This is a genomic window from Aquisalimonas sp. APHAB1-3, assembly GCF_048323695.1.
Lineage (GTDB): Bacteria > Pseudomonadota > Gammaproteobacteria > Nitrococcales > Aquisalimonadaceae > Aquisalimonas.
In genome coordinates, this window is record NZ_JBLWFT010000002.1 from 103,621 (window position 1) to 124,291 (window position 20,671).

A 20,671-nucleotide genomic window follows, 5' to 3' on the forward strand; every position below is an offset into this window, starting at 1 on the left:
GCTGGCTGCGTCATCATGGCGCCCAACCGACACCCAACGCCGAACGGACGAGGTACGCTGCATGTTCATCGCCATGAACCGCTTCCGCATCCACAAGGGGTACGAAGCCGAGTTCGAAAGCATCTGGGCCAGGCGCGATTCCCACCTGAAATCCGTGCCGGGTTTCATCTCCTTCAACCTGCTCCGCGGGCCGGCGCACGAGGACCATACGCTCTACGCCTCCCACAGTACCTGGGAGTCCCGTGACGCCTTCGACGCGTGGACACGCTCCGACGCGTTCAAGGAAGCCCACCGTAACGCCGGCGATCACCGCCACATCTACATGGAGGCCCCGGTCCTGGAGTGCTTCGAGGTGATCCAGGAGGAGTAGGCCCTGCAACGGTTTGCCGAACCGCGCCGCCGGGCGCGGACGCGACGATGACGGTTGTTCTCTGGATTGTAGCTGCGGCGCTGATCGCTGTCGGCGTGGCCGGGCTCGTTCTCCCGGTGCTGCCGGGCCCGCTGCTGCTGTTCGCGGGGCTGTGGATGGCGGCGTGGCTGGAAGGGTTCGCCCATGTGGGCGCGGCGCCGCTGGTGTTCATCGGTGCGCTCGCGGCGGTGGCGTCGCTGACCGACTTTCTCGCCGGTGCGCTGTTTGCACGGCGCCGTGGCGCCTCCGCCAGCTCCGTGGCCGGTGCCACGCTGGGTGCCGTGGTGGGCGTGTTCTTCGGTCCCGTGGGCCCGCTCCTGGGGCCGTTCGTGGGTGCCGTACTGGGCGAGCTGTGGGCCCGGCGCGGTCTCCCGGCGGCTGGTCGCGCCGGCTGGAGCGCGACCCTGGGCCTGTTGCTGGGCATGGCGACCAAGGTCGCTCTGGGTGTGGCGATGGTGGCGATCTTTCTGGTGGTGAGGTTCTAGGATGCGTGCACGGTTGCGTCCGCTCGCCCTGGCCGGTCTCGTGGTGGCGTTGATCGCGGCGCCGTCTGCTGCTGCGTCCGACGGCCTGCAGCGGCTCTGGGCGCGCACCTGCGAGGCGCCCGTCACCGTCCACCTGGACGCGGTGGATGACCGCTTCGAGCTGGATCGTGCCGATGTCCGCGCCGCCCTGCACGACGCCGTGGCCATGTGGCAGGACGCCAGCGAAGACCCCCTGTTCCGCAAGCGTGACGGTGAAGGCGTGGCCGTGAGCCTGGTCTTTGACGAGCGGCAGGCCGGCGCCCAGGCCCGCCAGCGGCGCCGGGAGGATCTGATCCGCGTGGAGGAGCAGCTGCAGGCGGACCGGCAGCGGCTGGAGAGGCGGCACGAGGCGCTGAGCGCGGAAAGCCGCGATTTCGAGACAAGACAGCGCCGGCTCAACGAGCGGGTGGAGGCCTACGAGCGTGAAGTGACCGCGTGGAACGAAGGCCGGATGGAGCGCACGCGCGAGAACCGCGAGCGGCTGGAAGAGGCGTCACGCGCGCTCACGGTCGCCCAGGACGCCCTGAACGACGAACGCCGTGAGTTGGAGCGGCGCGGTGAGGCGCTCAACCGCGAGCAGCAGGTTCTGGTACGCGAGATCGAGGCGTTCAATCACCAGGTGGATGCCCACAACCGCGAGGCCCATGCGGCCACCGGCTTCGAGATGGGGCAGTACGAGCGGCGCGGCAACCGGCGCTGGATCCGCGTGTTCAAGGCGGATGACCAGGACGAGCTGCGGTTGGTGCTCGCCCACGAACTGGGCCATGCTCTCGGTATCGGGCATGTCCCGGAGGCCGACGCCATCATGGCGCCCCATCTGGGGGCCGACAACGCGGGCCGCACGGCGCTCTCGGCAGCCGACCGCGAGGCGCTTGCCCAGACCTGCCGGGTCACGCTGACGGCGGACTGAACGACCCACGGAGGACAGCATGCGGCTGTTCGTGAACCCTTTCTTCATCGGCGCCGTCATCGGCTTCTTCTGGGGGCACCAGAGCATCGGCAGCGCCTTCATGGGCGCCTTTCTGTTCGGTATCCCGCTGTGGATGATCGGCGGTCCGACCCTTGAGTACCTGGTGCGTCGTCGCCGGGCGCGTCAGGAACGGCAGTAGCAGCGTCCGGGCCGCTGCGCCCGCTCATGGCCCCACCGGCACGGCGTCATCGAGAAACGCGAGCAGGCGCGAATTGACGGCCTGTGGCGCCTCCTGCTGCACCCAGTGGCCGGCACCAGGGAGGAGATGGCAGCCCCGCATGTCTGCACAGCCCCGGGACTGCATCCGCTCGAACCGACCCGGTGCCTGGTAAACACCCCAGTCACGATCCCCCGCAATGAAGCAGGCGGGCTGCGTCACCACCCGGCCCGAGAACGTGTACAGCTCCGCCTGGTGCGCGGGCAGCGCAAATGCGCGATACCACTGCAGACCGCCCTGGAAGCCGGTGCGCTCGAACGCCTCGGTGTAGGCGGCCAGGGCGTCGTCCGGCAGCCATTCGCAGCGGGCGATGGCGTCCTCTGCGGGCATGGCCAGTGCCACCGTCTCCGCCATGGTGCGGTCGCGTTCCATGATGTAGTAGCCGGGCATGCGGGCGAGTTCCGCCGCGGTCATCGCCGCCAGCGGCTGTGGCGCGTTGCCGCTCCAGTCGCCGCTTTTCATGTGGAAGTACGCCCGCAGAAAGGCGTGGATGCCCTGGGGGCAGTGGCGCATGTCCGTGTCGGCGTCGCGGCCGCGGAAGTAGTGCTGGTAGTGCTTCCGCGGTGGGTCCAGGGCCGCCAGTTCCGCGTCCAGGTCCGGTGCAGCGGGGCTGTCGGCCCGCGGCGCCATGGCGGCGGTGTTGAACGGAAACGCGGGGGCGCCGGCAAAGGGGGCACTCATGAACACCACGGAGCGGAACACGTCCGGCCTTGCGATGGCGCACCAGCCGGCCACGGTCGAGCCCATGTCGTGACCCACCACCGCCGCAACGGAGCGGTAGCCCAGTGCCGCGGTCAGGCCCAGCACGTCGCGCACCAGGTTGAGAGACCGGTAGCTGGCCAGGTCGCCGTCGTAGTCGCCGTCCCAGCCGGTCGTGTGGCCGTAGCCGCGCTGGTCCGGCGCCACCACGTAATAGCCCGCCGCCGCCAGTGCCGGCAACACGTGGCGCCAGGTGTAGGCGAGCTCCGGAAAGCCGTGCAGCAGCACGATCAGTGGCTGCCCGGCGCAGCCGGCCTCCAGCACGTGCATGGTCAGATCGTTGCCATTGGTGACGTAGCGGGAGCGGACCCCGTCGGGCAGGGTCGGAACCGGCGGCGAACTGTCGGCGTGCATGGTGGTTCTCTCCGTGGCTGCGGCCCGCAGTGTACCCGCACCGGCACTGTGGCCGAAGCGCCGGGAGCAGCCCGGGCGGCAGCCCCGTGCGCGTTGGGTATGGTTTCCTTTAGACTGCCCTGCGGAGGCGTTGCAATCCGTTGGAGACAGAGGATGATTACATCCCGGCGACAGCGGCTGGCCCACTGGGGCGAGACGCGACAGAAGGGCAGGCGGCGGTTTCTCCTGATCAACGGTGCCCTGGGCTGGGGAGTGTCCACGGCGGTGGTCTGGACGCTGGTCATGTGGCTGATTGCCCCGGATTTTGAACCACTGCCGAACCTGCTGCTGGCGTTGATCATGTTCCCCATGGGCGGGGTGGTCTGGGCGTGGATCATCTGGGAGTCCACGGAGAAGGAGTTCATCCGCCGAACCGGCGGTGGTGCATAGCCGGTGGTGTCGGGCGTCGTTCCCCGGTCACGGGCCGCGGCGCCGTGCTGATTCCCCTTTGAGTGAACCTGTCGACATTGTTGGCGGCGTGGTTGCGGCTAAGATGTTCGATCATTGCCGGATGATGTCATCACGCCTCCACGGTCAGGGCAGCGGAGCGACCGAGAGAAAGGACCCGATCACGCATGGCACTCATCACCCCCCAACGCTTTCTCAGGTTTGCGGCGGAGCAGTACCCCCTGCTCAGGGAGCTTCTGGACACGGGTGCCGTGACCGAGCCCGAGCTCATGGCCAGCATTGGCAGGCACCGGCGCCCGGCGGACCCGGAACCCTCCACCATCCGCGAGAACCTGCTCGCCATGGGGTTCCTGGAGCGCCGGCCGGAATCCGACGTACTGGAGTTTCCGCAGCCGCTGGAGCGCTTCCTGCGCTACCTGCACCGTGAGCATCACCTTACCTCTGCCTCCCAGCTGGAGAGTTACGTCGAGGACATCGCGCGCCTGGAGTCGGAACTCAACACCGCCGTGGCCGCGCCGCAGTCCACCGACCTGCCGTTCGTGCTCGAGGAGCTCGCCGCCCGCATCGAGGAGATCCGTCACGACATCGCCGGCAACAAGGAAGCGATCACCGACGCCGTGATCCGCTTCCAGGCCAACCCCGACGCCCTCTCCCTGCAGGCACGCTATGCGCGGGTGATCTGGCTCTGGGAGCGCTATCTGGTGCCGGTGCAGGAACTGATCGACACCGAGCGGGTCATGGAAGAGCACCTCAACAGCCTCGATCGCAGCATGCTCGACGCCGAAGGTGCCCTGGCCGCGGAGCGCCCGGACCTGGCCGGCGGCGTGCGCGAGAACCGGCTGCGTCTCTACCGCATGCGCCGGCAGATCGTGGACGACTTCCGCGAGTCCATGCTCGAGCTGCAACCCCTGTATCAGCGGGCCATGCGCGAGAGCGAGACGGCGCGGGATGTCAGCCACGTGCTGGATCATGTCCGGCGCCACGGCGCCGGCAGCCTGGCGCTGGAGGAGCGCGTGGGGGCGCCGGTGAGCCGTCACGAGGGCCTGTTCGGTGATCTTGCCGCCAAGGCCTATCTGTACCGTCTCGCCGATTTCCAGCCCCGCGGGCGGGTGGAGCTGGACGCCGCGCTGGAAGACGGCGGCGAGCCCATCAACCGGGTGGACCTCACCACTCTGTTCGGCGAACTGGAATCGGAGCAGCCGGATGACGCCCTGGAGTGGCTGGTGGACTCCCTGGCGGACCGTGGCGGCTCCGTGCGCGATCTGCTGACCGTCTTCGGGCGTGCCGTGCGTCGCCTGGAGACGCAGCCCGGCAGCGAGCCCCGTGACTATCAGTTTGGTGACTACACGCTGCGCACCTACCCGCGCAGCCTGACCAACGAGACCATGGAAACCGATCATGAGCGCGACTGAAGACGAGGGCCGCTTCGATCTGCCCGGTCTTGCCGAGATCTTCGGTGAACTCTCCCGCGGCCGCCACATCTGCGCCGAGGACGGCCGGCCTTACCACGAGCTGCAGGAACACGAAGCGGCCTTCGAGGAGCTGTTCGACCGGCTGGGCTACCGGCTTCAGGCGGATGAACGCGGCTTCTACTACTTCCAGGCCCAGGAGGCGCAGTCCGTGAGCGGGCAGACGCGGCGCTCCGCCGTGTTCTTCCTCATTCTGGTGGAGGCCCTGTGGGCGGACGAGGGCGGCCCCGAGCCGCTGGAGGATCTGGTCATGGAGCGCAGCTGGAGTATTCCCGACCTGCCGCACCTGGGGCGCGAACGCTATGTGGAGATCATGGAACAGCTCGACCGCACACCGGACGAAGACCTGCTGCGCGACGAGGTGAAGCGGCTGGTGCGCTTCGGCTTCGCCGCCTGGAACGACGACGAACGGTTCCGCTTCCGCGCACCGGCGCTACGGTTTCTGGACATCGCCCGGGAAGTCGCCGACGGGCTCCGCGCCGAGGCCGCCGACGAGGCGCCGGCCCGGGAGGTGCAGGCATGAAGCGGCTCGGACCGACGCGCCTGGTGCTGATCAACTCCGGCCCGTATGACTACGGCGAAGTGGCCCTGGATCGCAGCGGCCACCTGGTGGGCGAGAACAACGTCGGCAAGACGAGTCTGATCGCGGTGCTGCAGTTTCTCTACGTCTCCGAACAGAAAGACATGCACTTCGCCGAAGATCAGGAAACCACCCGACAGTTCTACTTCGGCAGCGACCGCAGTTTCATCGTCTTCGAGGCCAATGCACCGGACGGCGTGAAGTGCGTGCTCATCCAGGGGCTGGGCCCGGCGCAGATGCACGGCTACCAGCGCTGGATCTATGACGGCCCGTTCCGGCGCGACCACTATGTCGACGGCACCACCGTACGCCCGGCCGCCGAGATCATCGCCACGCTGGAGCAGGAGTGTGGCGCCCGCCGCGTGCAGCCGGGCGAGTTGCGCCAGGCGCTGACCGGTCAGGGGCGGCGCACAGGCGTGCCGCTGCTGGGCATCGTGCCGGTCCGCCAGCCGGAGAACTACGGTCGTTTCCTGCGCGTGTTCCGCAACCTGATTCATCTGGATCGCGTGCGCCAGCACGACCTGAAGAACCTCTTCATCGAGATCGCCCGCGATCACATCCCCGCCACGGAGATCAATCTGGCGGAGCGTTACGGCTCCATGTTCGACGCCGTCCGCCGCGATACCAACACCCAGAAGGCGTTCGAACACGTCCGCGTCAGCATCGAGGAAGCTATCGCCGCGGATGGCGAGCGCTCCCGCCAGCGGGGTCAGCTTCTGCCCGCCTGGCAGCGCTACAAGGCGCTGTTCGAGGCGGAGTCCCAGGCGCTGGATGACCAGCAGGCACGGGTCCGCAACCGGCAGGCGGCGCTGGAGCAGCGGCAGACCGAAGTGGCGGAGCGGATCAGCGCCCTGGGCGAGGAAAAGCAGGCCGTGGATCGGCAGCTCGGCGAGGTGATGTCCCAGTTCAAGACGCTGGAACAACGCGCCAGCGAGTTCAGCGGTTTCGATGAAGCCTTCGAGCGGCAGGCCCTGTCCACCCAGCAGGCCAGCCTGGAAGCGTGCCGCCGGCGCCTGTACGCGGCGGAGTCCGCCGATGCCCCGGAGGCGGTGCAGCGGCGGCTGGAGCACAACCGTGCCGCCCGCCTTGAGCTGGCCCACCGGCTGGAGAACGCCCGCCAGTTGCTGGCCGCCGATCTGCGGGAGGTGTATAGCGACGAGCAGTTGGGGCTGCTGTTCCGCCTGGTCAATCCGGCGCTGCTCGGGCAGGTGCTGGGCGAGAGCGGAATCACCGTCCACGATCGTGCCGCCCTGCACCAGCGCCTGGATGGCCTGCTGGCCAACATCGACGAACAGGGGGTGTTCCGGGATGAGGCCCTGAGCGTTCACCTGGAGGCGTTGCCCGAGGCGGATCTGGCCGGCCTCAGCGACCCGGAGGCGATCCAGGCGCGGCTGAACGAACTCGACGCCGCCATTACCCGCGACGAGACGGCACTGCAGGCCGCTGAGTCCCGTCAGGCGCTGGAAGCCGAGCGGCAGCAGCTGGAGGCTGAGTGCCGGCAGGCGGAGAAGCGCCTGGACGCCCACGCGGAGCTGACCGCCATGCGCGAGCAGGCCGCCGACTGGCGCGTGCAGCAGCGCGAGCTGGAAGCGCAGGCCGAGTCGCTGCGCCAGCAGCAGGAGGCCCTGCGCCAGGAAGCGGATCAGCTGCGCCAGGACCTGGAGCAGAGTGTCCAGCAGCTCAAGCAGCTGGGGGCCGAGAAGGGCGAGCTGCGTACCGCGCACGAAGCGCTGTTCGAGCGCATGAATCAGGCCCCGGAGCGTTTCGACTGGAACGCCGACACCCTGGCCTGGGCGCTGGATTCGGCGCGCGAGGGCCGAGAGGCCGTGGAGCAGATCCTCCAGGACGAGGAGGCGCTCAGCCGCCGCGTCACCGAAGCGCTGCAGCGGATCGCCAGTCAGCCCCACCACGTGCGGTTCATGGGCGACGGCCCGGAGGCGCACCGTCTGCGCGAGCTGCGCGACCGGCTGGAGAATTTCGAACAGGAGCGCGAAGCGCTGCGTCAGCGCTGGCAGGGTCTGCTCAAGGGGCTGGGGCAGGAGGCGGCGCAGCTGCTGCAGGGGCTGGACGTGCTGGAGCGCGAGTGCGACCAGCTCAATGCTCGGATCAGCGAGTTGAGCATTTCCAACCTGCAGGGGCTGGAGGTGCGAGTGGAACGCAACCGCGACCTGGTCGCCCAGCTCAGTGCGCTGCGCCGGCAAGGGCAGGATCAGGGCAGTTTCACCTTCGGCGCCGACGACGAGCTGGACCTGGACGACGCCCTGGAGCGCGTCGACCACGCCCTGCGCGAGCGGCCGCAGATCCGCCTGGCCGACGCCTACGAACTGGCCTTCGACGTCACACTCCCCAATGGCCAGTCCCGTTCCTATGCGCAGTTGAGCCAGATCCAGTCCAACGGCACCACGGTGACCATCAAGGTGGTGATCAACCTGCTGCTGCTGCGCGGGCTGCTGAAGGCCCGACAGCCGGTCACCGTGCCCTTCTACCTGGACGAAGTGGCGGCGCTGTCGCCGAACAACGTCCGCTCGATTCTCGATCTGGCCACATCACAGGATTTCGTGCCCATCCTGGCGAGTCCCAGCGAGCTGGAGGCGGCCGAGATCATCTACCTGCTGCGGCCCACGGCCAAGGGGCGGCTGGTGCTCACCGACGCCCACCGTGTCGAGGTGACGCGTCTGCCCGACGCGGCCACGGGATGATCGGCCGAGTTGCCGAACTGTGATGTGTTTCGCAGTCCGGCCACGCCCCCGACCGCCAAGCTGGCATGGCTACTTGGGGATTCGCCGCAATGCATGTGCACCTGAAGCTGGTGCCCCCGCAGTGCATTGCGGGAATCGTGTGCCGACATCCTCGATTCGGACCGGGCCATGGACGCCATCAACTACGCGACGCTGCACCTGAGCGACAACGACTGCGCCGTTCTGCGCTCACTGATCATCCTGCTCCAGGCCGACGGCCGGATGACCTGGCAGGAGGTGCCCCCCGAGGATGCACAGCTGGTGTTTCTGGACGTGGACGCCGCGCCTGATGGCACCTGGGAGTCCGCACCGGCAGAGACGCTGGTGTGGTGCAGCAGAACGCCATCCGATCAGGCCGAGTATGTCCTGCAGCTGCCGGTGAAACTGAAAACCCTGCGCCCCGTGTTCGCCCGCCTTGATGCGGAGTTGCCTGCACAGGCATCGGGCCGGGAGGCGGCATCATCAGCGTCGGAGGGCGCCGCCCGGGATGCGGGGGAGTCCCGCGACATCTTCAGCAACGTGCGCGGCCTGTGAGCCGCTCAGCCTGACGTCGACGGATCGAACGCGGCGCTGTGTCGGCGCAGACGCCGCTTCTCCGCCAGACTGATCAGCACGAGCGGGCCGACGATCAGTACCGAACCCACCACGAACCACGCATCCGGGATCTCCTGGAACCAGAGCCAGCCAAAGGCGATGGCCCAGATCAGGCCGGTGTACTCGGCGCTGGTGACCTGGTTGGCGGCAACGCTGCGATAGGCGAGGATCACGGAGCCGTTGTAGCCGAGGATGAACAGCGCCGAGCCCATGGCGGCCGGCACCAGCGACCAGTCCCACGGCGCCCCCTCCCAAACGGCCAGCGCAAAGGCGGCCGGAACCGCATAGATGTGGGTGAGAATCAGCGTATGCGCCATGGACTGCCCGGCGGGCAGCTTGCGCACCAGCAGCGCGTTCAGGCCCAGCGCCGCCGCCGCCCCCAGGGCGCTGATGCCCTGCCAGGAAAACTCCATGGGCCGAAGGATGACGATGATGCCGATGAAGCCGCTGATCACGGCCAGGATGCTGAGGCCGGTGGCGCGCTCGCGGAAGATCACCACGGCCAGCACCATGACGATCAGCGGTGCGGCGTAGAACAGCGCATTGGCCGTGGCCAGCGGCAGGTTGACCAGGGCCACCACCATGCAGAACACGCCAACCAGGCTGATGTGCGCGCGCACCACGTGAATCCGTGTCCCTCTGAACAGCGCGCCCCGGTCGATCATGGGCAGGAAGGGCAGCAATAGCAGCAGCGTGCACAGCACGCGCAGGAACACGAACTGCAGCGCGGGCATGTCGCCACCCTGCGTCTTGATGATGATGTCCGAGAAGATCGCAAGCAGGTTGCCGATCACCAGTAGGACAATGGCGCTGTGAACGGTCTTTCCCGACATGGGTGCAGCGTCTCCGCCAGGTGGCCCCGGCCTCGGTCGTGTGGAACTCAGGTGGACGGATCATAGGTGGCAAAAAGCATCTTGTATAATGATCTAAATTGTGACGCTATTAGATAATTGAATAATGAAGCTGCCACCGCTCAAGGCGTTGCCCGTATTCGAAGCCGTTGCCCGGCTGAACAGTTTTTCCCGGGCTGCCGAAGAGTTGCGTGTCAGCCAGAGCGCGGTCAGTCACCGGATCCGGCAGCTGGAGGATTATCTCGGGGAAGCCCTGTTCCTGCGCGGCGGGCGTCGGCTCTCCCTCACGGACGAGGGGCGCGCCTATCTGGAGACGGTCAGCGCCGCACTCGGTCAGATCGAACGGGCCAGCGAGCAGCTGCAGGGTCGGGGCGGCACGCGTCTGCGGCTGGCGGTGCACAGCTCCTTCGCCGTCCGCTGGCTGATTCCGCGGATGCCGGACCTGCAGCGCCGGCACCCGGAAGTGGAGCTGATGCTGGAGATGATGGATGATGCGCCCGCGTTGTCCGAACGGGTCGCCGACGCGTTCATCACGCTGCACGCCAGACAGCGCGGGTTCACCACCGAAGCGCTCTACCGCGAACGGCTGTTCCCTATCTGCAGCCGCGGGTTCTGGCAGCGCGTGTGCGCGGACCTGCGGCAGGATGGTCTGATCGATGATGACGTGCCGCAACGCCTGGATGCGGCGTGGCTGACCCGGTACCCCTTGCTGTCGGCATCCAGCATCATGGGGCAGCCTGGCGAGGACTGGCAGACCTGGCTCGCCGCCGGTGGTGTCCGTCTGCCCGACTCCGTGCGCATGCAGCACTTCAGCCACATGCTCATGGCTCACGCCGCGACCCGTCACCACCAGGGCATTGCGCTCACCAACGACTATATGATCGACACGGCCGATGACCCGGATCTGGTGCGGCTGCCCTGCTACACGGTGTATACGGGAGATACGTTCCGTCTCGCCTACAAGAGCAGCCGCCGCAACGAGCCCGGCCTGCGGCTGCTCCGGGACTGGCTGCTTCAGCAGGCGCGTCAGTCGGGGTTATTGCCGGGCTAGCTGTGGGGTCTCATCAGGTCATGGCAGCCCGGCATGGGGGATATCCACGGTACAGGTCATCAACGTCGCCTCAAGGGCCGCGCGCCGACGGCGTTCGCTGGAGTCCGGTGCGCAGCATAGTAGCAGGGTCCGGCCGTCGGCGCCGCCGAGCATGCAGGCGAAGACACCCTGTCCGTCGGCGGTCACGGTATCAACAATGGTGCCGCCTGGGGCAACGCGTAGGCACCGCTGGCCCATGGCGTCCGCGACCCACAGGCAGCCTTCGGCATCCAGGCAGCACCCGTCCGGCGCCGTCTCGAGCTGTTCCGTGACCGCCCGGCGGGTGGTCAGCGCGGGCTCCGGGCCCAGCTGCGCCCAGGTGCGCCGGTCCGAGAGCGAGCCGTCGGCGTTGATGGTAAAAGCGGTGTAGCGCCCGCGGAAGGTCTCGCCCACCAGCAGGGTCGCGCCATCCGGGGTGATCGCCATGCCGTTGGGGAAGGCCAGGTCATCAGCAACCCGGGCGATCCCGCCGTCCGGGTCCACACGGAGCAGCCCGGTGGTCGCCGGGTCTGCTCCCTGCATCAGGTCGAAGCCGAAATTCCCCACCCAGGCACGCCCCTGCGCGTCCACCACCATATCGTTGCAGTGCCACGCTGCGTGGTCGGAGAGGTCGGCGTGAGGCGTCACCGATCCGTCCGGCCAGCGGCGCAGCAGCCGCCGGTCGCCCATGGAGACCACCAGCAGCGAGCCGTCGGGCATCCAGCCCAGGCCGGAGGGCTGGGCGGGGACGTCCAGTATGCGGGTGGCTGTGCCCTCCGGAGTCACGGTGTAGACCCCGTGGCGGTAGAAATCCGAAACCCACCACTGGCCGTCCCGCCACCGCGGACCCTCGAAAAACGCCCCTCCGGTGAGCAGTGTGCGTGCCTGGCGTGTCATGGCGGTCTCCGTGCCGGTTCCGGTGCGGTCCGTCCGACGCTACCCAAGCCGGGTGACTGTGACAAGCCGGCAGCGCTGGCGTAGACTTCAGCCTCCTTCCTTACGCAACGGAAATCGCGAATCAACACCTTATGAGTGACAATCCGAATCCGCAGGGCAAGGGACAGGTGCCGGTGCTGGCTGCGTTGACGGAGAATCAGCACGCCACGGCCGCGGTGCCGCCGAAGCATATCGAGCAGGTGTCGGTGGAGCTATTCACGTCGCTTTTCGTGCTGGAGAGCGATTTCAGCTTCAAACCGGTGCCGGGCAATACCTACTGGCTCTACCAGAAGGAGGGTCGCTTCTGGCTGTCGCCGGTACCGCCGCAGGAGTGGTCGCCGACCGTCTACGGTCGCTACATCGGCGAGTGCCAGCTGCAGACGGACATGAGCTGGACGCTCATGCTGGCCGAGGACGTTGCCGAAGACCGGGCGTTTCTGGCCTACCTGGAAGACAAGCGGGCGCGCTTTGAGGAGACGCTGGAGTCAGCGGAGACCCTGGACGATGCGCTGCCGGTGCACGAATCGCGGCTACCGTTTTACCAGCGGGCGTTCGCCTACGCGTTGGCGCACTCCCTGGGCACCTCCATGGAGCGCTCGGGCATCCGCGCGCTGTCGTACAATGAGGCGCGCGGCCTGCTCACCCATCAGCCGGATTCCGGCGACGCGTGAGCCGCCGGCAGCGCCGACGTGCGCCCGCGCCCGTTCCGCTTGGCGTGGCGCAGAGCGGCGTCGGCACGGTGGAACACGGCGTCCACCGTCGTGTCGGAGGGCGCCAGCTCGGCGACACCCAGGCTGACGGAGCACAGGGCGCGGGCGCTCACCGCCTCACGGATGCGCTCCGCCGTGGCGTGGGCGCGGCCGAGATCCGCCTCCGGCAGCAGAATCATGAACTCGTCGCCGCCGACGCGGCCCAGCCGGTCGCTGCTGCGCAGATCCTCCTGGGCCGTGCGCACCAGATCCACTAGGACCATGTCGCCGTAGTGATGCCCGCGCTCGTCGTTGAAGGTCTTGAATTCGTCCACGTCCAGCATTACCGCTGACAGGCCGGTGCCGTAGCGCCGTGCCCGCTCGTACTCCCCGGCCGCCGCCTCGTAAAGGTAGCGACGGTTGAAGGCGTGGGTCAGACCGTCGCGATTGGCCTGTTCCTCCAGCTGCCGGTTCAGTGCTTCCAGTTCGCGGGTGCGCTCGATCACGCGCTGCTCAAGGCGCTCGTTCTGCTGCTCCAGCGCCAACCGCGCCCGGTGGATGTCGGTGACGTCCTGGGAGATGCCGAACAGGTGGCGAATCACCCCGTCACGGGCGCGGATGGGCATGAGCAGGGTGATCCAGTAGCCGTCCTGCGGCGTGCCGTCCATGCCGTCGTAGACGCCCCGTTCCTCGTAGCGCATGGGTTCGCCGCGCTCCACGCAGCGGCGATACCTGGCAATGACGTCCCAGCATCCCGGTTCCGGCATGAGTTCGTCGATGCGTTTGCCGATGCACGCCCCGGGCGGCAGATTCAGCATCGCCTCCTGGGCGGGATTGACCGCCTCAACCAGGAAGTCGCCGTTGTCGGCCACCCGGATGACGAACATGTTCTCCGGGAAGTGCTTCCAGAGGTCCCGGATGAACTGCCAGGCGTCATCAATGCCGATGGCGGCAAGCGGATGACTGCTGTCATGTCGACGATCGTGAGTCATGAACGAGCCCGCCAACCCCTCATGGTGCATTTTGTTTCTAAATTCTGTACTGACCGATCCTCCTGCATTTCCGCGTCTGCCGCAAGCTGACGACAGGTCCGTCGGGGTTGCATCGGCGGTTATACTGATCTGTCCATTTCATGTGCGACTGACAAGGAGCGGACAGCATGCGTTGTTACTTTGCCGGGGCCCTGTTCAATCTGGCCGAGAAGCGGTTCAACCGCGAACTGACGGACGCGGTGCGGGCCCGCCACGCAGGCGTGGAGTTCATCCTGCCCCAGGAGCGGGCGGCGCAGTTCCTGCACCGTGATGACTGGTCGGCGCGCATGTTCGACGACTGCCTCGCCATGATCGATGCCAGCGACGCGGTCGTGACCATTCTCGACGGCCCGGACGCGGATTCCGGCACCAGCCTGGAGCTGGGCTACGCCTACGCCCGGGGCCTGCCGATCATCGGCATCCGCACCGATTTTCGCGGCTCCGAGGACCGCGGCCTCAACCTGATGCTCGCCAACGTCTGTACCACGCTGCTGCTCGAGTCCCTGGACGATCTGGATGCCCTGGCGGATCAGGTCACGGAGGCACTGCAGGCGCTGCCCGAGGCACATTGATGTGACAAGGTGTCTTGCCTCCGGAGGGCGTTCGCGGCGAGAGTACGGCTGACAACCGCATCCACAACAACAACGGGGGAGACGCATGGAATACGATGCCGATGCAGTGGTCGTGGGCGCCGGGCTGGCCGGCCTGGTGGCGGCGGCGGAATTGGCCGATGCCGGGCGGCGCGTGATCATCGTCGACCAGGAGCCGGAGCAGAATCTGGGTGGCCAGGCGTTCTGGTCATTCGGCGGGCTGTTCTTCGTTGACTCCCCCGAGCAGCGCCGCATGGGCATTCGCGACTCCCGCGAGCTGGCGTGGCAGGACTGGCTCGGCACCGCAGGCTTCGACCGCGACGAGGATGCCTGGCCCCGTCGCTGGGCGGAGGCCTACGTGGATTTCGCCGCCGGCGAGAAACGCGCCTGGCTGCGGCAGATGGGGCACCGCAGTTTTCCGGTGCTCGGCTGGGCCGAGCGCGGCGGCTACGACGCCACCGGGCATGGCAACTCCGTGCCCCGGTTCCACATCACCTGGGGCACGGGGCCGGGCCTGGTGGAGCCATTCGAGCGGCGTGTGCGCGCCGCCGCGGAGAAGGGCCTCATCCGGCTGTGTTTTCGCTACCGGGTGGACGAACTGCTGTCCACCAACGGCACCATTCACGGCGTGCGCGGCGCCGTGCTGGCCGCCGACAGCGCCGCCCGCGGCGAGTCCTCTTCCCGCGAGGAGGTGGAGCCGTTCAGCTTCAACGCCCAGGCCGTGATCGTGGCCGCCGGCGGCATCGGCGGCAATCACGAGCTGGTGCGCGCGAACTGGCCCGAACGCCTCGGCACGCCGCCCGAGCGCATGGTCTCCGGGGTGCCGGCGCACGTGGACGGGCGCATGCTCGCCATCACCGAGTCCGCCGGTGGCCGGCTGATCAACCGCGACCGCATGTGGCACTACGTGGAGGGGCTGCAGAACTGGAGCCCGATCTGGCCCCGGCACGGCATCCGTGTGCTGCCCGGGCCGTCGTCGCTGTGGTTCGACGCCCGGGGGCGGCGGTTCCCGGCCCCGTTGTACCCGGGCTCGGACACCCTGGGCCAGCTTGCCCACATCCAGTCCACCGGCTACGACTACAGCTGGTTCGTGCTCAACCAGAGCATCATCCGCAAGGAGTTCGCCCTGTCCGGCTCCGAGCAGAACCCGGATCTCACCGGACGCAGCTGGGGTATGACCGCGAAGCGTGCCGTGGGCAGGAAAGCCACGGGGCCGGTGGAGGCGTTCAAGGCGCACGGCGCCGATTTCGTGGTGCGGGATTCCATCGAATCCCTGGTGGCGGGCATGAACGAGCTCAGTGGCGACGGCTTTCTGGACGCCGCCGACCTGCGCGACCAGATCGCCGCCCGGGACCGGGAGCTGGCTAACCCGTTCACCAAGGATTTCCAGATCATGGCCATGCATAACGCCCGGCGCTTCCTGGGAGACAAGCTGATCCGCACGGCACGGCCCCACCGGATGCTCGACCCGAAGCAGGGGCCGCTGATCGCAGTGCGGCTCAATATTCTCACTCGCAAGACCCTGGGCGGGCTGGAGACGGACCTGGAGGCGCGGGTCCTGGGCGCCGACGGCGCACCGGTTCCGGGGCTCTACGCCGTGGGCGAGGCGGCGGGTTTCGGCGGAGGCGGCATGCACGGCTACCGCTCACTGGAGGGGACCTTTCTCGGCGGGTGCCTCTTCTCGGGCCGGTCCGCCGGCCGTGCGTGTGCCGCCGCCGTGGCCTGAGCCGGGGCGACGAACCGCGCAGTGCGGCGTAAACTACAGGGAGAGCCCGCCGCCACCGACGAGACCGCGACCGCATGAACCCGAGAGACGTTGTCGATGCCTACCTGCAGGCCATTCTGGACCGGGACCCGGGCGAGGCGCGGCGCTGGCTGGCAGACACGGGATTCTACTACCGCAGCCCCATCGAGACCCTGGAGTGCGCCGAAGCGCTGGTCAATCAGTCGTTCATGTCGAGCGGCATCGTGCATCACGTGCGCATGCGCAAGGTCTTTGCGGACGGCGCGGACGTGTGCCACGTCATGGAGTTCACCGTCCAGATCTCGGACAAATTCACGGTGGATCTGATGCACTGGGCCACGGTGGAGCAGGACCGCATCCAGCGGATCGAGACGATCTTCGACGCGTCGCGCTACCGGGAGCTGTTTCCCGTTGAGTGAGCAAGGACGGTCCGCCTGCGCCATGCTGCGTCCCGCGTTTCTGTTCCTGATCGCGCTCGTCCTCGCCGCCTGTGCCGGCTCGGGCGAGCGGCCGGTTGGCCCGGGCGCGGAAACGCCGCGGCTGAACGACGACACGATCACGGCCTCCGACGGCTACCACTTGCCGCTGCACCGCTGGCTGCCGGGTGATGAACCGCGGGCGGTGGTACTGGCACTGCACGGCTTCAACGATCACGGCGGCGCCTTTGGCGTGCTGGCGGATGACCTCAATGATCAGGGCGTGGCCCTGTACGCCTACGACCAGCGCGGCTTCGGCGGCTCGGAGCCGCGCGGGATCTGGCCGGGCCGCGACCTGCTGGTGGACGATGCCATCAACACGACGCGCCTGCTCGCCCGGCGTTACCCGGACGCGCCGGTCTTTCTCATGGGCAAGAGCATGGGGGGAGCGGTGGTGATGCTGGCACTTACCCATGACGACGCGCCGGTGGTCGCCGGCAGCGTGCTGATCGCCCCGGCCGTCTGGGGTGAAGAGGCCATGCCCTGGTATCAGCAGTTCGGCCTGTGGCTGGGCGAGACGGTAACGCCCGGCATGCGGCTGTCCGTGGAGCTGGCCCAGGCGCTCGGCAATGAGCCCACTGACGACGAAGCCGTGCTCGAAGCCCTGAAAGCGGATCCCATGGTGCAGCGGGAGGCGCGCATTGACACCATCGAACGCCTCTCCGAGCTGATGGATGAGGCCCTGGCGGCCAGTGCCGAACTGCCGGGGCCGACGCTGATCCTGTACGGCGACGAGGACCAGATCATCCCGGCAGAGCCGGTCTGTCTGATGCTGGACAGACTCCCGGATCCGGGCTATCAGCCCTGGCGCATGGCGCTCTACCCCGGCGGTTACCACATGCTTACCCGGTACACCGGGGCCGATCAGGTGCACGCCGACATCAACGCCTGGCTGCGCGATATCGGCGGCCCGCTGCCTTCCGGTCACGAGGTGGAGCGGCGGGAGGCGCAGCGCGTGCTGTGCCCGTGATTCAGCCCGGCAGTTCCGAGGCGCGCCAGAGGTACCAACTCGCCACCGACCGCCAGGGCGACCAACGCTCGCCGTGAGTCCTCAGAGCGGCCGGTTTCGGCAGCGCATCCAGCCCGTAGGTCACCGCAAACCCCTTGCGGATGCCCAGATCGTTGACCGGCAGCACGTCCGCACGTCCGAGGTTGAAGATCAGGAGCATCTCCACGGTCCACTGGCCAATGCCACGGATGCGGGTCAGGCGTTCGATCAGGGCGTCGTTGTCCAGGTCGTCCATGGCGTCGCCCGGGGGGACCGTGCCGTCCAGCGTTCTGGCCGCCAGGTCCCGCGCCGCCGCTGTTTTCGCCGTCGAAAGGCCGGCCCCGCGCAGTGTCGTCTCCGGCAGCGCCAGCAGGGCGTCCGGCGTGGGCTGGTGGTCCGGGAACAGGGCCTTCACCCGCTCATGGATGGTACCGGCCGCACGACCGCTGAGCTGCTGGTAGACGATGGCGCGCAACAGCCCCAGGAACGGGTCCCGGGTGTTGCGCAGAACCAGCCCGTAGGCGCCGACCCGTTCCATGATGGCGCCCAGGGGCGGGTCCTGGCGCGCCAGTGCCGCGCGCGCGGCACGAACGTCGTACGGAGGTGGGTGGCCGTCGCTCATGGGCGCTCCCGCTGGTCGCTGGACGTTGCGTTGCCGCTGAATCAAAGCACACTACTGACCTGATTGGGAAGCGGGGCTGTCCAGGGAGAGCGGGTATGCCAACGGCGTTCACGGACGCTACGTGATGACGACCTGATTGCGGCCGCCGTTCTTCGCCTTGTAGAGGGCGGAGTCGGCGGCCATGGTCAGTGTCTCCGCGGTGGCATAGGCGGGGAACGCCGCGATGCCGGCACTGAAGGTGACCGTGAACTGTTTGCCGCCCGCCTCCTGGCGGATGCTCGCGAAACTGCGCCGGATGCCGTCCAGGGTGCGCATGGCCTGCTCCGCTGTGGCGTCCGGCATGATGACGGCGAACTCCTCGCCGCCGTAGCGGCCGATGGAGTCCGTGCGCCGTAGTCGCTGCTGGAGGACCCGTGCAAGGCTGCGGATTACTGTGTCGCCTGCCGGGTGGCCGTGGGTGTCGTTGATGTTCTTGAAATGGTCGATGTCGAGCATCACGAAGGCGAGACCGCCCTCGCGGCGGCTGGTGCGTCCCACCTCGTTCTCCAGTTCCTCCTTGATCCGCGTGTGGTTGAGCAGCCCGGTGAGGTTGTCCGTGACCATCAGTGAGCGCAGCTGCCGGGCGCGCCCGGCGCGGATCGCCACCGACCGGATCAGGTGGGCGGGTTCGATGGGCTTGGTGAGGAAATCGTCGCCGCCGCGGCTCATGGCGTCGAGCTGGCGGTCGACCTGGGTCTCGGACGAGAGAAAGACGATGGGAATGCTCGCGTACCGGGGCACCTGCCGGATGACCCTGGCCAGTTCGTTGCCGTCGCACTGGGGCATGTACATGTCCATGAGAATCAGGTCCGTGGCCTGCTCCTCCAGGGCGTCGAGCACGTTCATGGGGTCGCTGACGATGTTGGCCCGCATGTCGGCCTGCTCCAGCAGGCTGCCAAAGTAGGTCGCCTGGGTGCGGCTGTCCTCCACCAGCATGATGTTCAGCGGCTCCGGCATGCGCGCCGGTGCGAGCTTGTCCAGCTGGTCGATCAGGTCGTGGGCGCTGACCGGCTTCACGAGATAGGCCTGAACGCCGACCCGCGCGGCGCGGAGCCGGCTGCCCATGTCGCCCCTGGAGCTCATGATCAGCGTCTGCGGGCTATTGCCGGCGGCAACCTGCAGGTCGCCGGTCAGGTCGTCCAGGGAGATCCCGTCGGGCAGGTTGTCCTGGTCCAGAATGACGGACTGCGGGGAGCTGCGGGCCACCTCGTCGCGCAGGGCCTGGTGATCGGGCAGGGTGGTGGTCTGGTAGCCGAAGTGGATCAGCTGCCTGCGCAGCTCCTGCATGCCCGGCTCGGCCATGTCCGCAAGCAGGTAGACGTCGCCGTGGGAGAGCGCATCCGACGCCACCTCGGCACCCCGTTCCTCCTGCACCCGATCCAGGGCCGACAGGTAGTTGCCGACGATATTGCAGAACTCATCGGTGACCGGCTCCTCGCCGCTCTCGATGGGGGCGCACATGATCTCCACCATGAGCGCCAGTTCGGCGGTCTTGCGCTGACCGTCCCGCCGGGCGGTCTCTGCCAGGCGTCCGGCTGTCTCACGGAATGCCGTAATTCCCCTGGCGTTCCGGTCCACCTGACGCCAGGCGCGATGCAGGCCGACGATACCCAGCGCGCTCCCGGGCGTTGCGGAACGGCGGGTCGCGGGAATGTCGTCGTTCATCAGGCTTCGTCCCTTGTCTGATGGAGAGCAGCATAATTCACCCCTGCGCCCCAACCTGTGACACAGTCGCGGATTATGGGCTGATTCTCGGGAGCTTGCATGAATCCGAATGTCCTCGCGCGCCTGCGCCGCTCGGCGGGGCTGGCGCGCTCGTTTCTAGTCTACTGGCGCCCCTGGCGGCAGTCGGGGCTGCGGCGCCTGTACGCCGGATTTGTCGCGCCGGGAGACCTGGTGTTCGACATCGGCGCTCACCTGGGGGATCGCAGCGCCGCGTTTGCCGATCTGGGCGCCAGCGTCGTCGCGCTGGAACCACAGCCGCACGTGCGCCGCTGGCTCGCACGTATCGCCGCCCGCCGGACCGGCATCACTGTTTGCGGGGAGGCCGTCGGCGCTGCAGCGGGCGAGGCGCGACTTTCGGTGAGTGCCGCCAACCCCACCGTTTCCACCCTGAGTGCCGCCTGGCAGGACGCCGTGCGCGCCGGCAATGCCGGCTTCCGCGGCGTGGCCTGGGACGAGCACGTACCCGTGCCGGTCACCACGCTGGATGCGCTCATCGCCCGTTTCGGCGAACCCGTCTTCTGCAAGATCGACGTGGAGGGGTACGAAGCGCAGGTGCTGGCGGGGCTCAGCCGGCCGCTGGCCGCGCTCTCCTTCGAGTTCGTCGCCGGCGCCCTGGGGGAGACGGAGCGCTGTCTGGAGCGCCTGGAAGCCCTGGGCACCTACCGCTACAACGTCATCCCGGGCGAGGGACGCGCGTTTCTGTTCCCGGAGCGGTGCAGCCACGAGACCATGACGGACTGGCTGCGTGGTGGCGCCGACGGCATCCCTTCCGGCGACATCTACGCATGGCATGACGATCACAGGAGGCAGCCGTGACCCAGAGCGTGCGTTACTGGCAGTCGCTGACCAC

At 67.9% G+C, this 20,671-nt stretch carries 22 protein-coding genes; 16 read left to right on the plus strand and 6 right to left on the minus strand.

What is annotated here, in order from left to right; translation table 11 throughout:
• Positions 1 to 61: 61 nt before the first annotated feature.
• From ACNSTU_RS05655 to ACNSTU_RS05670, 4 genes are read left to right on the plus strand one after another with little or no spacing between them, the layout of a single operon-like run.
• Positions 62 to 370, plus strand: coding sequence for an antibiotic biosynthesis monooxygenase family protein (locus ACNSTU_RS05655; RefSeq protein ID WP_290636765.1), 309 nt, complete (start codon positions 62 to 64; stop codon positions 368 to 370).
• A gap of 47 nt (positions 371 to 417) precedes the next feature.
• Positions 418 to 894, plus strand: a complete 477-nt coding sequence (locus tag ACNSTU_RS05660; protein ID WP_290630159.1) for a DUF456 domain-containing protein — start codon at positions 418 to 420, stop codon at positions 892 to 894.
• A gap of 1 nt (position 895) precedes the next feature.
• Positions 896 to 1,843, plus strand: coding sequence for a matrixin family metalloprotease (locus ACNSTU_RS05665; RefSeq protein ID WP_290636766.1), 948 nt, complete (start codon positions 896 to 898; stop codon positions 1,841 to 1,843).
• A 19-nt stretch (positions 1,844 to 1,862) separates the two neighbouring features.
• Positions 1,863 to 2,042: a hypothetical protein gene (locus ACNSTU_RS05670; protein ID WP_290630164.1), complete on the plus strand. Its 180-nt coding sequence runs from the start codon at positions 1,863 to 1,865 to the stop codon at positions 2,040 to 2,042.
• A gap of 24 nt (positions 2,043 to 2,066) precedes the next feature.
• Here the strand turns inward: ACNSTU_RS05670 and ACNSTU_RS05675 are convergent, their stop codons facing one another.
• Positions 2,067 to 3,233, minus strand: coding sequence for an alpha/beta fold hydrolase (locus ACNSTU_RS05675; protein ID WP_290630166.1), 1,167 nt, complete (start codon positions 3,231 to 3,233; stop codon positions 2,067 to 2,069).
• Between the two features lie 153 nt (positions 3,234 to 3,386).
• On the opposite strand from ACNSTU_RS05675, the gene ACNSTU_RS05680 reads away from it, so the two are divergent.
• The 5 genes from ACNSTU_RS05680 to ACNSTU_RS05700 all read left to right on the plus strand — a co-directional run bounded on the left by ACNSTU_RS05680 (position 3,387) and on the right by ACNSTU_RS05700 (position 9,001).
• Entirely contained in the window at positions 3,387 to 3,662 is a 276-nt protein-coding gene (locus ACNSTU_RS05680; protein ID WP_290630168.1) for a hypothetical protein, read from the plus strand.
• Positions 3,663 to 3,847: 185 nt separating this feature from the next.
• Entirely contained in the window at positions 3,848 to 5,092 is a 1,245-nt protein-coding gene (locus tag ACNSTU_RS05685; protein ID WP_290630170.1) for a hypothetical protein, read from the plus strand.
• The gene (locus tag ACNSTU_RS05690; protein WP_290630172.1) at positions 5,079 to 5,672 is read left to right on the plus strand and encodes a condensin complex protein MksE; all 594 of its coding nucleotides are present in this window, start codon (positions 5,079 to 5,081) and stop codon (positions 5,670 to 5,672) included. Before ACNSTU_RS05685 ends, ACNSTU_RS05690 begins: the two co-directional genes overlap by 14 nt.
• Complete coding sequence (locus ACNSTU_RS05695) at positions 5,669 to 8,428, plus strand: hypothetical protein (RefSeq protein WP_290630174.1); 2,760 nt, start codon at positions 5,669 to 5,671, stop codon at positions 8,426 to 8,428. The genes ACNSTU_RS05690 and ACNSTU_RS05695 overlap by 4 nt, the downstream gene beginning before the upstream one ends.
• Before the next feature lie 168 nt (positions 8,429 to 8,596).
• Positions 8,597 to 9,001 carry a hypothetical protein gene (locus ACNSTU_RS05700; protein ID WP_418212170.1) on the plus strand — a complete coding sequence of 135 codons (405 nt, stop codon included), beginning with the start codon at positions 8,597 to 8,599 and terminating at the stop codon, positions 8,999 to 9,001.
• 5 nt (positions 9,002 to 9,006) lie between these two features.
• On the opposite strand, the gene ACNSTU_RS05705 is transcribed toward ACNSTU_RS05700, so the two are convergent.
• On the minus strand, positions 9,007 to 9,894 hold the full coding sequence (locus ACNSTU_RS05705) for a DMT family transporter (protein ID WP_290630178.1): 888 nt from the start codon (positions 9,892 to 9,894) through the stop codon (positions 9,007 to 9,009).
• Between the two features lie 124 nt (positions 9,895 to 10,018).
• Between ACNSTU_RS05705 and ACNSTU_RS05710 the strand changes: the two genes are divergently transcribed.
• On the plus strand, positions 10,019 to 10,963 hold the full coding sequence (locus ACNSTU_RS05710; protein WP_290630180.1) for a LysR family transcriptional regulator: 945 nt from the start codon (positions 10,019 to 10,021) through the stop codon (positions 10,961 to 10,963).
• A gap of 18 nt (positions 10,964 to 10,981) precedes the next feature.
• Here ACNSTU_RS05710 and ACNSTU_RS05715 read toward each other — a convergent pair whose 3' ends face one another.
• Positions 10,982 to 11,878 (minus strand): SMP-30/gluconolactonase/LRE family protein, encoded by an 897-nt coding sequence (locus ACNSTU_RS05715; RefSeq protein ID WP_290630182.1) that lies wholly within the window; start codon positions 11,876 to 11,878, stop codon positions 10,982 to 10,984.
• Positions 11,879 to 12,009: 131 nt separating this feature from the next.
• Between ACNSTU_RS05715 and ACNSTU_RS05720 the strand changes: the two genes are divergently transcribed.
• Positions 12,010 to 12,588, plus strand: coding sequence for a DUF2452 domain-containing protein (locus ACNSTU_RS05720; RefSeq protein ID WP_290630184.1), 579 nt, complete (start codon positions 12,010 to 12,012; stop codon positions 12,586 to 12,588).
• Here ACNSTU_RS05720 and ACNSTU_RS05725 read toward each other — a convergent pair.
• Entirely contained in the window at positions 12,564 to 13,598 is a 1,035-nt protein-coding gene (locus ACNSTU_RS05725) for a sensor domain-containing diguanylate cyclase (RefSeq protein ID WP_290630186.1), read from the minus strand. The genes ACNSTU_RS05720 and ACNSTU_RS05725 overlap by 25 nt on opposite strands.
• A 167-nt stretch (positions 13,599 to 13,765) precedes the next feature.
• Between ACNSTU_RS05725 and ACNSTU_RS05730 the strand changes: the two genes are divergently transcribed.
• From ACNSTU_RS05730 to ACNSTU_RS05745, 4 genes are all read left to right on the plus strand, one after another.
• On the plus strand, positions 13,766 to 14,209 hold the full coding sequence (locus ACNSTU_RS05730; RefSeq protein WP_290630188.1) for a nucleoside 2-deoxyribosyltransferase: 444 nt from the start codon (positions 13,766 to 13,768) through the stop codon (positions 14,207 to 14,209).
• 85 nt (positions 14,210 to 14,294) lie between these two features.
• Positions 14,295 to 15,953 carry an FAD-binding dehydrogenase gene (locus tag ACNSTU_RS05735; RefSeq protein WP_290630190.1) on the plus strand — a complete coding sequence of 553 codons (1,659 nt, stop codon included), beginning with the start codon at positions 14,295 to 14,297 and terminating at the stop codon, positions 15,951 to 15,953.
• A 74-nt stretch (positions 15,954 to 16,027) separates the two neighbouring features.
• On the plus strand, positions 16,028 to 16,390 hold the full coding sequence (locus ACNSTU_RS05740) for a hypothetical protein (RefSeq protein ID WP_290630192.1): 363 nt from the start codon (positions 16,028 to 16,030) through the stop codon (positions 16,388 to 16,390).
• A complete protein-coding gene (locus ACNSTU_RS05745) occupies positions 16,383 to 17,417 on the plus strand; it encodes an alpha/beta hydrolase (RefSeq protein WP_290630194.1) in 1,035 nt (344 codons plus the stop codon). The genes ACNSTU_RS05740 and ACNSTU_RS05745 overlap by 8 nt, the downstream gene beginning before the upstream one ends.
• A 1-nt stretch (position 17,418) precedes the next feature.
• Here the strand turns inward: ACNSTU_RS05745 and ACNSTU_RS05750 are convergent, their stop codons facing one another.
• Positions 17,419 to 18,057 carry a DNA-3-methyladenine glycosylase family protein gene (locus ACNSTU_RS05750; RefSeq protein WP_290630196.1) on the minus strand — a complete coding sequence of 213 codons (639 nt, stop codon included), beginning with the start codon at positions 18,055 to 18,057 and terminating at the stop codon, positions 17,419 to 17,421.
• A 117-nt stretch (positions 18,058 to 18,174) separates the two neighbouring features.
• Positions 18,175 to 19,761 carry a sensor domain-containing diguanylate cyclase gene (locus ACNSTU_RS05755; protein ID WP_290630198.1) on the minus strand — a complete coding sequence of 529 codons (1,587 nt, stop codon included), beginning with the start codon at positions 19,759 to 19,761 and terminating at the stop codon, positions 18,175 to 18,177.
• 99 nt (positions 19,762 to 19,860) lie between these two features.
• Here ACNSTU_RS05755 and ACNSTU_RS05760 point away from each other — a divergent pair, with 99 nt between their 5' ends.
• On the plus strand, positions 19,861 to 20,637 hold the full coding sequence (locus tag ACNSTU_RS05760; protein WP_290630200.1) for an FkbM family methyltransferase: 777 nt from the start codon (positions 19,861 to 19,863) through the stop codon (positions 20,635 to 20,637).
• Positions 20,638 to 20,671 lie beyond the last annotated feature (34 nt).